A 14,502-nucleotide genomic window follows, 5' to 3' on the forward strand; every position below is an offset into this window, starting at 1 on the left:
AATAACACCCTTTTATTTTCTAATCAGGGAGAAATTTCCTTTTCTCAATCTGGTATTTCCATTGGAATCCGTAAGATTGACAGAGAACCAATAATCGTCTGAGGGGAGCGGTTTTCCTCCATAATTTCCATTCCATCCCTGAGAGTCTATTGAAATGGTTGCGACCACTTTCCCATACCTGTTAAATATATACATGGCATTTGTAGGGAATAGCGCAGCATTGATTCCCTTTACTCTCCAGGTATCATTAATTCCGTCATTATTAGGAGTAAAGAACTTAGGGAACTCAATAATGGATAGTGATATTGCTGCCTGTCCACAGCCGTTTTTATCTCTGACTATCAGGTTATAGAACCCTCCTTGCAGCCTGTCAAAAAAAGGCTCATCCTTGAAATCACGAATGATAAGATTATTTTGGTCAGCCAGTGCATACTGATAATCTCCAATTCCTAAATTGTCAGGGTTTACGGTAATGGAATTATTGTCGGAATCATCTACAATGGTCAGGTCATTTTGAGTAATGGTAGGGATGATGGATTCATTGACCTGTATGGTTCTGACTCTGGAGCAGTTCGTACCGTTAGTAGTGGTTGCTGTTATGGTATAGTGTCCTCCTGCGGTTACAGTTAAAGTACTACCCGAAGAGGTATTTCCCACAGGGTCTGTCCACGTATAGTCATATGTATCAGCAGGGTTTTCTGCTCTGAGGGTTAAGGGAGGGCCGTTTAAACAGACAATCCGGGGAGAGTTTACCCTAAAGTCAGGTAAGGGGTTTATAATGACATTGAAAGAAGCATCGTCATTGATACACCCTGTTGTTTTATTTTCAATTCTCACATATATGGTTTGCATATTGGCTACGGTGTTGGCAAAAGGATTTGGCAGCGGGTTGCTTGCAGCACTTGCCTGTGCCTGAGAAGCATGAAAGGTTACATTAAAATCATCGGGGTCTTGTATGACCGACGGGTCAGTAGGATGTAGCAACAACATGGGGATAACACTTTGCAGGTCAATATTCTGAACAAACCCGTTGGTATCATCACCATCTGCATTATCATCACAGATACTGATATTGGACACGGGAGTAAATACCGGTTCGGGATTGACCACCACATCAAAGTTAGAGATTCCATTGGCACATCCGGTTACGGAACTCACTACTCTGACATATATGGTTTGTCTATGTGGAGTGGTATTGCTAAAGGGACTTATCTGCGGGTTGCTGCCACTTTGAGCTTCGGCGAGATTTCTGTGATAGGTTACCGAGAACCGGGCAGGGTCTTGTGAGGCGAGAATACCGGGCGTTTGGCTTTCCAGATTGATTGATTGTGAGAAACCGTTTCTTGCAGAACCGTCGGTATTATCATCACATATTTCCAGGTCATTGACAAAATTAGCTATGGGAAGGGGAGTAACGACAATATCAAAAGTGGAATGATGGTTATAACATCCTGTGTTGTTATTAGTTACTCTGACATATATGGTTTGTCTGTCTCTTGTGGTGTTGGTATAAGGAGAGGCAAGAGGGTTGCTGCCTGTTCGTGCATCGCCGGCACTCTGATGATAGGTTACCGAGAACCGGGCAGGGTCTTGTGAGGCGAGAATACCGGGAGTTTGACTTTGCAGATCAAAAGTTTGAATGATACCATTGGTACCGTCTCCGTCATCGAGTGTTTCACACAGTTCATAATCGGATATGGTGTTGGCCACAGGTATGGGGTCTACGGTAAGGGTGATATAAGGCCCAAATCCCAAACAGGCATTGTCTAACTGACTATCGACCCTGATATATATTTGTTGGGAGTTGGGATAGCCGATATTTCTATAGTTGCTGATGTCGCTGACGGCATTATTTTCAGCCAAAGCATCTGTAGCATTTCTGTAGTAGGTAATGGTCAACTGTTGAGTAGGAGGGAATAGGGCCCTTACCTGACTGTTGACCGAGCTAAAGTCAAAAGCACTCACCCCGTCGGTATCGTCATTAGTACCGTTGATTCCATCGGTAGGCAGGAAATCATCACAGGTGTTAAATGTTCGTGCAAAGGTGTTAGGAATACCTGTTGTGGAAACTATTAAGTTGAGTTGAGCAATTCGATGACAGTTGTTAGTATTGCTAATACGTACCCATAGGGTATCGGTAGGGGTGGTTCTGTTGGTAAAAGCGGTGGGATTGTTAATGGCATTGGTGTTAGCCTGAGCATCTGCCATAGTGGGATAGTACACAAAGGTTTCATTTGCAAAATCGGCAGATAGCAGTCTGTTGGCCTCTGTAAGGTTAAAAGCAGAAAAGCCATCGGTGTCATCATCACATTGTCGTAAGTCCACAGGAGTGGTGATTACAGGTAAAGGATGGACTATCAGATCAAAATTGGTATAGGCAACACAAGCTGTGGGGTTATCATTGTGCCCCACTCGTACATAGATGGTTTGACCGTTTGGAGTCGTATTGGTATAGGGATTGATTTTATCAATAGGGTTTGTGTCATTGGTAGCATCCGTAGCTGTCAGATGATAGGATACGGTATAGAGGGCACTGTTAAAAAAATCCGTTCCCAGTATTTCAGCATCTTTGGAAGACAGGGTAATAAAATCATTGATAATACCGTCGGTATCGGTGCCTCCTGCTGAGGCAGTATCACACCGGCTTACATCAGCAAGGGTTTGTATGAGCCCGTCAGGGTTTTGTGTAACGAATAATTGAAAGCTGGTAATGGTCTGGTTTGTATCACTACAAGTGGTTGGATACATCGTGTGAAATACTCTGACCCAAATAGTTTCAGTACTGTAATCCGAACGGTTTTGATAGGGGTTAGGTAGCGGATTGGTATTGTCAATGTCATCTTGCCGGGTAGGGAAATAGACAACATTGAAAACACCGGGGTCTTGTCCGTTTAACACTTCGTTGTCTTTTAAACTATTCAGGTCAAAGTTCACTCTGCCAGTGGTGGAGCATTCCGGAATATCGGCAGGTAGGGTCGCCTTGGGTTGTGGTACCACCACCAGAAAAAACGAATTAAAGCTCGCTGTTTGGTCTGCAAGGGTAAAAGCATTACAATTGGTATTGTTGTTATTATCTACCCGAACAAATATCTCCTGAGAAAAAGCGGTGGTATTGGTATAGGGTGTTGTTTTGTCTATAGGATTGGTGTTTGTTTGTGCGTCTGACTGGCTGAGGTGATAGCTCACCGAATATAAAGTATTGCTCAAGGAGCCTAAGATTTCCGAATCTTTAGACGAAAAATCAAAACTTTGATAAATCCCGTCAGTATCACTGCTCCCTGAATTGACAACATCACAAACCACATAATCCGAAGGAGAAACAGGGGTCGGTTCGCTGGTAACCTGAAGAGTGAAAGAATCATTAGCAAAACAGTTTGTACTTGCTCTGTTAAAGACTCTTGCATAAATCGTTTCATTAGGATTTGTGTTTGTATAATTTACAGGATCGGCAATTAAGGTGGTATATGTGCTATCGGAAAAATACCGGACTCCAAAGATAGCAGGGTTCTGGCCATTTAAAATCTCACTGTCTTTTGTTTGCAGGTTAATGGTCGTAACTAAATCCGTATCCGTATCGCAAGCAAATAGCGTAGTAATAAGGGGGTTAATGGACGGTTGTTCTGTAAATTCCACAAGAATATCATCTGATTCGGAGCAACCACCGGCATTAGGAATTTCGCAAGTATACACTCCACTTCCCAAATTTGCCTCATATGTTTGGCTTACTTCTCCGGGAATTTCCACTCCGTCTTTATACCATTTATAGGATGGCGCCATGATATTGGCCATCAAAGTTGTTGAAGTTGCTCCACATACGGCCATATTATTTGCAATACTGAGATCTCTTCCCAAATCTAATCCAAGATTAAAGCTCCCTTTTTCTAAGAAAACAGCCGAGTCGTTTTGATCATCTCCAAAATCTGCAACCACTAACTTAATCGTATAGTTGGTGTTAGGTATCACACTAGCCGAGGCAGTTAATATTACAGTCCTTCCGTCATAATTCGTAGCTCTTAAATTATATCCTTCAAAATACTCTTCATTTTGGGCAGCACAACCATCCGGGCCGGGAATTTCAGGATGTACATTGATAATACTAATGGGTGTTGTTGACCCTGGTATAAGGGCAATATTTTCATAAGTTCCCGAAGATTCGGGTTTTAATAAAAAAGCAAAACTGTCTGCAAAAGAACACGGATATGAATTGTTTAGATCATACTCTTCCGATGCCATAATATATCGAAAACTAATCCGGTCAGAAGATGTGGAGAATGTAAACTCAAAAGAAGTAGTGTCTAAAAAAGGTCCTCCACTCCCGGTAGCTGCCAGCAGATCAGCATCTGTTTCAGAATTTGTAGATGCACTTAAAATACCCGGAATTACGGTATTTCCTGCTTCAAATGCTCTTCCGCTTGTTAATATAATTCCTTCTTCAAATGGAAAATTACTTCCGGAAGGCCTTTTAAAATAACCATAACTTTTATTCTCTCTATTGGTAGGATCATTAGCATCCTCTACAACGGCCGAAACATTAGATATATTAGCAGTAGAACAAGTACCACTGACAAGAACATTTCTGATAAGCTGTTCCGGTGTATATACAGATTCCGGGCTGCCTTCAGGATTTACTTCTATTATTTGACTGTACACAGGTACAGAAGGAAGCAGGAAAGCAAAAAACAAGAAGAATATCCTCATATAGCTAAGAAAATTATCTTGTAACAAAAATAGTAATATACTCCTTATTTGAATTGATTTGGCTTCAAATTTCTTCTTTCTTTAAATTTTCATTGATAATCAATAAATTAAAAGATTGAAAACTTTAAACTTCCCAACTTTAAACTTGAACTCATTTAAACTTTTTGGATTTAAGCGAAAATTAGAAGTTTTTAGCAAATTGAAAAAGTTTAAATGAGTTCCTTGTATCAGCTATCTATGTGAGCATTCAAAAATAATTATTTAGAATAGCCTGTTAAAACAAGTTCCATAGCTTTTCCTTTTAATAGACATTCTTCATACTCTTTCTCCGGAGTAGACTTGGACGTAATAGCACTGCCTACCGAAAAAGAAGTATACTTATTGCTTGCATTGTACAAAATACTTCTGATGACAACATTAAAATCAAAGTTGTTTTCAGGAGTAAAGTAACCAACAGCCCCGGAATATAAGCCTCTTTTGGTTTCTTCTAACTTTTCAATAATTTTCATGGCCGATATTTTTGGAGCTCCTGTCATACTTCCCATAGGAAAAGAATCTTTGATGACATCTACCGGATGTATATCTTGGCTAATTTGTGATGTTACGGTAGAAATGAGTTGATGCACTTGTTTAAAAGAATATGTCTTGCAGAGTTCTTCTACTATAACACTTCCTTTTTTAGCAGTTCTGGACAAATCGTTCCGTACCAAATCAACGATCATAATATTTTCGGCCCTTTCTTTTTCATCATTATATAAGTCAGCAGCAGCTCTCTTATCGTCAATAGTATTTACCATTCTTCTTGCAGTTCCTTTTATGGGTTGAGAAATAATTTTTGTGCCTTCTTTTTTTAAATACCTTTCGGGAGATGCGGAAACCAAATAGTGGTCGTATTTTTTCAAATATGTTGCAAAAGGAGGCTCGGAGATATCATTTAAATCCAAATAAACACGTGTTGGTTTTATTTCATAATTCTCTATATAGAATTCCTGACAAAAATTACTTTCGTAGATATCTCCTCTGTGAATATGTTCCAGAATTTTAGCTACTTTTTGAAGATATTCCTTTTTATGAATTCTGGGTTTGATAGTGAAATCGTTTTTTTCATTAATGTCGCTGCCATTTGACGAGGTTGTTGCAATATATTCAATCGCTGTGTTTTTAATCGTTTTAAAATCTTCTTCTATTTCATCTGCCACCATTTTTAAATAATGAAATGCTATTTTATTTCCTTTTAGCACAATCATTTTTTTAGGTTGGAAAAAGAACAGGTCATCAAAACCCAGGCCGTCAAAATTACCAGAAGTCAATTTCTCCACATCGTTTTTTACATCATAACTCAAATAGCCGAAAATATAATCTTGTATGATACTTTGATATTTTTTTAATTTTTCAAAAGCATTTATATAATCTGTTTCAATAGCAGTGCATTCTTCCAAGGCCAAAATTGCATCAAAAGACGAGTAGTGTTGCTGGTAATTATTTGAATCCAGCCACAGCGCCACATCATAATTATCTGACCAGTATAAAAGCTTTTTTTTTATATGTTTTGTAGTCTTTAAATGAAATGCTTTGACAGTTCTCTGCATAATTTTCAAACTTTAAACCATATTATAAGCCTATAGGAAATTTAATACTGACTCCTGTTTGAAGATCCGGGGCATTGTTCAGGTTTAAATCTTCTTTTATATATATAGAAATTTGATATCTTTTTCTGCCATAAGTATATATAAAATTCCAATTGGAAAGATATTCGTATAATTTTTCAAATCCGTTTTGCCAACCGGAATGAATTTTATCCCATTCCCCAATCAACATATAATAAGTCGATTCCGCTTTTTTATTATACCTGGTTTGTATCTGGAAATGTATTCCGAATGAATGATAGTTGTTTTGAGCGGTATATTTGGTCAGTTCAATCATGTTTTCCAGGCTTCCTAAAAAAAGGTTATTACCCAAATCCAGAACTTCTTGAAAATTGATGAGGTTTTTTCTCAACACACTTATTCCAAGACCCAATCGAAACTCATTACCATTTTTCAATACCCATTTTTTTACAATATGTCTCGTCCTAAAATAGGGCTACAGTTAATTATTAAAATTTATGCTACATTTTTGTGCACGTAATTAGGTGTTTTATAATCTAAAGATAAATGTAATCTTTTATTATTATATAATTTGATTGCATTTTTTGTTGCTTTTTTGGCGTGATTGATATTTGTAAATGTTTGGTCGAGGAAGAATTCATCTTTTAAAATTCCGTTAACTCTTTCGGCCATTGCGTTTTCGTAGCAATGATTTTCTTGGGTCATACTGATTTGTATCTTTTTTCTTTTCAAAATTTGAGTATAAACATTGCTACAATATTGTATTCCTCTATCAGAATGATGTATGATTTCTTCGGTATTTTTAGTTTGATAAATAGCTTTATTTAAAGCTCTAACACAGCCTTTAAGTTCTAAACTATCACTAATATCATAGCCTACTATTTTTCTTGAATACATATCAGTAATAAGTGCTAAATAACAAAATCCATTTATAGTTCTTATATAGGTAATATCCGAAGCCCAAACTTGGTTAGGTCTATTAATGATCAGGTCTTTTATGATATTTTTATATTTATAAAAACGATGGTAAGAGTTGGTTGTTTTAGAAGAATATTTTTTCCTTCTAATTAACAAATTATTTTCTTTTAAGATTCTAAATAACTGGTCTCTACCTATATTTATATTCTGTTTCCTAAAATCATTATGTAAGGATTTCATTAGCTTTCTAGTACCTTCTCTGGGTAATGTTTTCCTGCTTTTTTTAACAAGCATTATTACATTTTGTTCTATTTGTTTTTTAAGAACAAACCTTTTTTGATATTTGTAATAAGCATCTCTTTTTAACTCGAAAGCATTACAAATAGTAGCGATGGCGTACCTTCTTTTTTTTCTATTAATCGGTGCTATTTTCATTAAGGCTTTATGTTTAAGTTTTTTTTTAATTCTTCAACATTTTTATAGCCAAGATTTTCAGCAGCTACTTCAAGATAACTATCATTCACAAGTTTATCTAGATCCTTTTTAATAAGAAGATCTTTGAGTTGTTTTAGCTCTTTTTGAAGGGCTTTAATACGGGATAATTCGTCGTCTGTTTGCACGGTTACACGGGTGTTCATTAAATCTTTACGGTCATATTTTTTAATCCATACGTTTATCGTACTAGATTGTATGCCGTAAGTTAAGGCAATTTGTCTTTTGGAATGGTTTCCTTTGGTAAGTTCTGCTAATACTTTGAGTTTAAAACTCTCACTATAACGTCTTACATATCCATCATTTTTATACATATACTTGTTGTTTTTTGTATACATATTTCAGGACGGGTCAATATTAGAAGACAATCCTATATCCAGGGAAGGATTAAATTTAGAGGTATTGATACCTAAGTGTGTTCCGATATTGAATTGAATATTTCTTTTTTTACTCAACAAAAATGCTGGATAATAGAAGTGATTCAACTCAATTCCGCTAAAGATAAAATCCCCGTTTTTTAATTCCATTACACGCCCGTTTCTGTCGGTATATTTTATATGTCCCTGATTTAATCCGTAATATTTTCTCCCAAAAGGGTCTTCGCCACCTGCAATATTGCTGTGAAACCATTCTATACTTTCATCACCGGTAAAAAATGAAAAAGGGTAATTCCCTTTCGTTATCAAATAGGTCCGAAAGGTAATTCCCAGTTCGTGATTTTTTGCAAGTCTGGTAGCATAATCAAACCGGAATCCTTTGTAAACAGCGTCAATAACAATATTCATATATTCGGCTGGAGTAGTCGCCTGATCTACAAATGTAAAACGCCGGTCAAACCATATTACCTGGCTCAGTTGTTGCCGTACATCCGGATCTTTGGGGAAATAAGCTTCTACAAAAGGGTGAAAATTATTTCCGCTTTCCAAAGAAAACCGAAAGGTACTTTTTTGAGGAGGGCCTTCTTTAAAATTTTGATTGATGCGAGCACTAAAAATCCCAAAATGATGTGTAGAAACCAAGCTTGATTTTTCAATGCCATTCTTTAGGTTAATGCTATCTTTCTTTTGCCCGAATAAAAAGAAACATAGAAACAACGCAACCAAAGAACACTCTATTTGGGTGCATAACATTTTGTCGCGAAATAGTTATTTTTAAGGATTAACTTTTAAAAGCGACACCATTATGATTAGCGAAGAGGAATTTTTAGCCCAAGCCAAGAAGCGTTATCAAGCGATAGCAAAATTATCAAACATAAAGAGTTACTATGATTACGAAAAGACTTTTGATCAAATATGGACGGACTATGGTCGAGAGGTTTTAGAGAGAAGTATAAGCGAACCATCTAAAGACAGGCGTAAAAAAAAACTTATCACGTTACGGAAAGATAGAGATTAACAACACTCATCCCTTTAGTGAAAAAGTCAATGGATTTAAGATAAGTCCCTATATGCAAAACAAAATGATTTATATTGGTCAAAACGATTGTTATGGAGATGGTCATGAAGTTTTATCGAATCTTCTAGGTGTTTCAGTCAATGCGATGCAGCTTTACAGAGTCACAGACTTTTATGGTGGTTTATTAGAGCAAGAAAAAGTATTGGAGGTTGATGCCGTTGAACCTGATATTCTTAAGGTAGATAACCAAGAGTGCATATATGCTATGGTCGATGGGTCGATGCTTTTCACTCGGGAAGAGGCTTGGAAAGAAGTAAAATTAGGCAGAATTTTTAAACAGAGTAGCTGTATGGACATATCAAATAAACGTGGATGGATACGCCATTCGTTGTATGAAGCATATTTAGGCAAAGCTGATAAGTTTACAGATAGAATGGATAGATACTTAGGCTGTTACAGGAGTATTGATAAGCGACTGATTTTTGTTGGTGATGGTGCTAGATGGATATGGAAATGGGTAGATCAACATTACCCTTTTGCCACACAAATATTGGATTGGTATCATGCTTTAGAACATTTACACGATTTTGCTAAGGTTTGTCTCTCTAATCAAGAGTCATATAACAGTTGGGTTGGTCAACAGGAGCAACTACTAAAAAACAGTCAAGTAAATCAAGTCATTGAGAATATCAAAAACTTAGAATTGACAAAGCAAAATCAACGTAAACAACAAAGCCAACTTATCACATATTATACCGAAAATAGGTCGCGTATGGACTATCAGCAATATCAAAATACAGGAGCAGGTATTATAGGATCTGGAGCCATAGAAGCAGCTAACAGGGAGGTTGTTCAAAAAAGAATGAAACTCTCTGGACAACGTTGGTCTAAAATTGGAGCTCAAAATATGCTCACATTAAGAACAACTAAACTGAGTGATAAATGGAACAAAGTAGTTAACCTAATCTGTACTGAGAAAAATAAAGCTGCTTAAAACGACAAAATGTTATGCACCCCTCTATTTTTAGCATGAAATAACAACCGTAAAAGGTATATTGAGTTTAAAAATTAAATTTAGTAAGTTGATATTGAGGAGATAAAAATTCGTAATTGTGAAATTAAAATTTGTAATTTATATCCGATTACGCATTTAAAGGTTTTCCATCCCATGCAGCCTTTGCAGCCTCTTTTACAGCTTCCGAATAGGTAGGGTGTCCGTGACAAATCCTTGCCAAATCTTCTGCAGCAGCTCTGTATTCCATAGCCACAGCAGCTTCCATAATTAAATCCGCAGCCCTGGCGCCTACCATATGCACACCTAGTATTTCATCGGTTTTTTTATCGGCTATTATTTTTACAAAACCATCGATATCGGCACTTGCTCTGGAACGTCCCAAAGCACGCATGGGAAATTTTCCCGACTTATACTCAATACCGGCTTCTTTTAATTCCTGTTCTGTTTTACCAACAGCGGCAACTTCCGGCCAGGTATATACAATCCCCGGAATTAAATGGTAATCAATATGTGGTTTTTGTCCTGCAATTGATTCGGCAACAACAACTCCTTCTTCTTCTGCTTTATGAGCTAGCATAGGACCTTTTACAACATCTCCTATAGCATAAATATTGGCGACATTAGTTTGCAAATGCGCATTGGTTACTATCTGACCTTTTTCGTTTACTTTAATGCCGACATTTTCCAAATGAAGGCCTTCCGTATAAGGTTTCCTACCTACGGAAACCAAACAATAATCTCCTTCAAATAAGACTGCCTCGCCTTTTTTATTGGTTGTATTTACAATGACTGTCTTACCTTTTTTCTCTACGGATTGTACTTGATGATTCGTAAAAAACCGAATTCCTTGCTTCTTGAGTACTTTTTGCAGTTCTTTGGAAATATCCGTATCCATTCCCGGAACAATTTTGTCCATATATTCAATAACGGCAACTTCCGCCCCTAAACGTTTATATACGGAACCTAGTTCCAATCCAATAACACCGCCGCCGATAACCAACAATTTTTTTGGGATTTCTTTTAGTTTTAAAGCTTCCGTAGACGTAATAATTTGCTCTTTGTCTATTTGAATAAAAGGCAAAGTAGCAGGCTTGGAACCTGTAGCAATAATGATGTTTGTTCCTTCAATCGTTTCTTCGGAGCCGTCATTTTTGGTTATTTTTATATGTGTGGCATCTACAAAAGAACCTGTTCCTTCAAAAACAGTAATATTGTTTTTCCCCATCAGGTATTTGATGCCTCCGGTAGTCTGTTGTACAACAGCTGCTTTTCTTTCTATCATCTTACTAAAATCTACTTTGGGCGTACCTACGGAGATTCCGTGGGCTTCAAAATGATGAATCGCATCGTGATAATGATGCGAAGAATCCAATAGTGCTTTTGACGGGATACATCCCACATTTAAACATGTGCCACCAAGTGTTGCATATTTTTCTACAATCGCAACATGAAGGCCTAATTGAGATGCTCTGATAGCAGCAATATACCCCCCGGGGCCTGAACCAATAACGATCAAATCGTACTTCATTTTAATTGAATTTAGTAAAGTACAAAAATACTCATTATTCTTAAACCCGGATGGTACATTAGAAAATCTATTACGGGTTAAAAGTGAAGTGGAATTACTATCTTTAAACACTAAATCATATACCTTATGAAAATTCTTAAAAAAGCACTTGTATTTCTGTTAATTATTTTTGTTATCATGCAATTTTTCAGCCCGGAAAAAAACCAGGGAGAAGCTATTTCTTTAGTTCCGTTTATCAATGAAACCAATCCACCGGAAGATGTGCATAAAATTTTAAAAGAAACCTGTTTTGATTGCCATAGCGATATTACCCGATATCCTTGGTTAACCGTATTACTCCCATTAATTACTGGATGGACGGGCATATAGATCATGGAAAGGAAGAATTGAATTTCTCCAAATGGACCGAATATTCCTTGAAACGAAAAGAACACAAATTTGAAGAGTTGTGGGAAGAGGTGGCAAAGAAAAAAATGCCTTTAAATTCGTATACCTGGACACATGCGGAGGCAAACTTAACATCAGAGCAAATAGATGTCGTTGTGACCTGGGCAAAAAGCGTTCAAGAGCGTTATAAAGTACAATTAAACGTACCATAGCTATTGGCGAATCAGCATGTTTTAATAATAGGAAATACCTGGGCTGAACCTAATTCTTCTGCTGCAGGTGTCAGGATGTTTCAGCTAATTGAACTATTTCTGAAACAAGATTGGAAAATTACGTATGCTTGTGCCGCTGCTAAAACTAAAAATGCATTGGATCTTTCCAAACACGGAATAAAAGTAGTTTCTATTGAATTAAACAGCGGCTCATTTGATGAATTTTTGGTAGCTATAAAACCTTTCATGGTTGTTTTTGACCGTTTTATAACGGAAGAACAGTTTGGCTGGCGCGTTACTGAAAATTGCCCGGAAGCCTTAAAAATACTAGATACAGAAGATTTGCATTGCCTTAGAAAAACCAGAGAAAAAGCAGTTATGGAAAATCGCAGGTTTGAAGTATCTGATTTATTGCATACTGATATTGCCAAACGAGAGATGGCTTCTATTTTACGATGTGATGTGTCGTTGATTATCTCTCCTTTTGAAATGGAGTTGCTACAAAACACGTTTAAAATTGATAAACGTATGCTACATTATATCCCGTTTATGATCTCACCAATAAAAGAAGAAACTACTCAACATCTGAAGTCTTTTGAAGAAAGAAGTCATTTTGTATTCATGGGTAATTTTAAACATGCTCCAAATGCAGATGCGGTATGGTATCTGAAAAACCACATTTGGAAAGGGATTCGGGAAAAAATCCCGGCAGCTGAATTACATATTTACGGAGCGTATCCTACACAACGGATTTTACAAATGCATGATTCAAAGGGAGGTTTTATGGTAAAAGGCTATGTAGAAGATGCCGAATCTGCCATTCAAAGTATCAGGGTAATGTTGGCCCCTTTACGGTTTGGTGCAGGAATTAAAGGGAAATTTGTACAAGCCATACTAAATGGAACCCCCTAATGTAACTTCCGGGATAGGAGCAGAAGGAATGCATGGAAATGTACCATGGTGTGGTTTTGTTGAAGATGATTCAACGAAATTTGTAGAGAAAGCAGTTGAATTGTATACTAAAAAAGATCTTTGGGAACTTGCCCGGCAAAATGGCGTGAAAATCATCAATTCTTTATGTGAAAAAGAAAAATCAGGAGCACTATTGATTCGCAAAATAAAAACCTTACAAACACATCTTACCGGGCACAGGGTGCAAAATTTTATGGGAAGTGTACTTCAATACCATACATTACAGAGCACAAAATACATGAGTAAATGGATTGAGGAAAAGAACAGATATATATAAATAGTTATTTTTTTAATTGATTACCCACTTTTATACCAGTATTGATGAGTGACAGCTACTACCAGTCTATCAAATAGTCTTTCAGCGAAATAGCGTCTGTTGAGTTTATAGCAGAACTCGTCAAGATAATTCTGCAAATATTTTCCTTTAATTTTATGGTAAATACCTAACAGAGTGCGTTTTGCATTACTTATGGCTATATGCACCGATTTTAGTGTGGTAATAGTGGTTTCTTTATTTGATTTTTCAGTAATGTGTACTTCCACATAATCACCTATGTCTACATAAGACGTGCTTTTGTCGCTAAAAACAATGCATGTATCATCAAAATTACTATCAATAAGCGTGTTGACTTCTTCTTTTTTATGAGTATCCAAAACTTTCATTTTAAAATAACGACATTGTTTGGATTGTTTCCCAGTCTTTAAATCTTCTAAAGGTACAGACTCTGCCATTACCGCTACGTTAGATTGTTTTTGACTGCCTCTGCCTATTTTAAGCTTTTGTCTGTCGGATTCTTTTGTTGCCACAGTAAAGTAAGCTTGATCAAACTCAATCATATCTTCAAGGTCGTATAAATTATCTCGTTTTCCCATAGCCGAACGTATTCTGTGCATAAGAGACCATATAGTGGTATAACGTGTATGGTTGAGCTGACGTTGTAATTCGGCAGCAGAAATACCTTTTTTACTAAAAGTCATAAATGCCATAGCGAGATACCAAGTACGAATAGGTAAATTGGAGTTCTCCATCATAGTACCGCTGCGTAGAGTAGTTCTAAAACCACAATAAGAACATTGCCACATCCATTTAGACTTTAACCAATAGTGCTTTTTTGATTGACATTTTTTGCAAATGACTCCTTCTTTTGAACGAGCCAACTTCATATGTGATTTACAGGAAAACTCATCTGGAAATTGTTCAATAAAATGTAGTAAATTCATAATTCTAAACTTTATATTAAGATACGAATTTTTAAATTAGTGGCATAATTAAGTGTA

Annotated in this window: 10 protein-coding genes and 2 pseudogenes; 4 read left to right on the forward strand and 8 right to left on the reverse strand. The window is 36.7% G+C overall.

Annotated elements, in window-relative coordinates; all coding sequences use genetic code 11:
* Positions 1-12 precede the first annotated feature (12 nt).
* The 6 genes from GKR88_20265 to GKR88_20290 form a co-directional block, all read right to left on the reverse strand.
* Positions 13-4,698 (reverse strand): T9SS type B sorting domain-containing protein, encoded by a 4,686-nt coding sequence (locus tag GKR88_20265; protein QMU66392.1) that lies wholly within the window; start codon positions 4,696-4,698, stop codon positions 13-15.
* A 257-nt stretch (positions 4,699-4,955) separates the two neighbouring features.
* The gene (locus GKR88_20270) at positions 4,956-6,287 is read right to left on the reverse strand and encodes an aminodeoxychorismate synthase component I (GenBank protein ID QMU66393.1); all 1,332 of its coding nucleotides are present in this window, start codon (positions 6,285-6,287) and stop codon (positions 4,956-4,958) included.
* A gap of 22 nt (positions 6,288-6,309) precedes the next feature.
* A complete protein-coding gene (locus GKR88_20275) occupies positions 6,310-6,741 on the reverse strand; it encodes a hypothetical protein (GenBank protein QMU66394.1) in 432 nt (143 codons plus the stop codon).
* A gap of 59 nt (positions 6,742-6,800) precedes the next feature.
* The gene (locus tag GKR88_20280; GenBank protein ID QMU66395.1) at positions 6,801-7,658 is read right to left on the reverse strand and encodes an IS3 family transposase; all 858 of its coding nucleotides are present in this window, start codon (positions 7,656-7,658) and stop codon (positions 6,801-6,803) included.
* The gene (locus tag GKR88_20285; protein QMU66396.1) at positions 7,658-8,029 is read right to left on the reverse strand and encodes a transposase; all 372 of its coding nucleotides are present in this window, start codon (positions 8,027-8,029) and stop codon (positions 7,658-7,660) included. Before GKR88_20285 ends, GKR88_20280 begins: the two co-directional genes overlap by 1 nt.
* A gap of 27 nt (positions 8,030-8,056) precedes the next feature.
* On the reverse strand, positions 8,057-8,734 hold the full coding sequence (locus GKR88_20290; protein QMU66397.1) for a hypothetical protein: 678 nt from the start codon (positions 8,732-8,734) through the stop codon (positions 8,057-8,059).
* A gap of 163 nt (positions 8,735-8,897) precedes the next feature.
* Here GKR88_20290 and GKR88_20295 point away from each other — a divergent pair, with 163 nt between their 5' ends.
* The gene (locus GKR88_20295) at positions 8,898-9,110 is read left to right on the forward strand and encodes a hypothetical protein (protein ID QMU66398.1); all 213 of its coding nucleotides are present in this window, start codon (positions 8,898-8,900) and stop codon (positions 9,108-9,110) included.
* A gap of 52 nt (positions 9,111-9,162) precedes the next feature.
* Positions 9,163-10,104, forward strand: a complete 942-nt coding sequence (locus GKR88_20300) for a hypothetical protein (GenBank protein ID QMU66399.1) — start codon at positions 9,163-9,165, stop codon at positions 10,102-10,104.
* A 148-nt stretch (positions 10,105-10,252) separates the two neighbouring features.
* Here GKR88_20300 and lpdA read toward each other — a convergent pair whose 3' ends face one another.
* Positions 10,253-11,653, reverse strand: a complete 1,401-nt coding sequence (gene lpdA / locus GKR88_20305) for a dihydrolipoyl dehydrogenase (protein QMU66400.1) — start codon at positions 11,651-11,653, stop codon at positions 10,253-10,255.
* Positions 11,654-11,779: 126 nt separating this feature from the next.
* On the opposite strand from lpdA, the pseudogene GKR88_20310 reads away from it, so the two are divergent.
* Both GKR88_20310 and GKR88_20315 read left to right on the forward strand, forming a co-directional pair.
* Positions 11,780-12,252 (forward strand): annotated as a pseudogene (locus GKR88_20310) (cytochrome C).
* A gap of 3 nt (positions 12,253-12,255) precedes the next feature.
* Positions 12,256-13,501, forward strand: a pseudogene (locus GKR88_20315) (glycosyltransferase).
* A 20-nt stretch (positions 13,502-13,521) separates the two neighbouring features.
* Here GKR88_20315 and GKR88_20320 read toward each other — a convergent pair.
* A complete protein-coding gene (locus tag GKR88_20320; protein QMU66401.1) occupies positions 13,522-14,445 on the reverse strand; it encodes an IS1595 family transposase in 924 nt (307 codons plus the stop codon).
* Positions 14,446-14,502 lie beyond the last annotated feature (57 nt).

The organism is Flavobacteriaceae bacterium (assembly GCA_014075215.1).
Classification (GTDB): domain Bacteria; phylum Bacteroidota; class Bacteroidia; order Flavobacteriales; family Flavobacteriaceae; genus Polaribacter.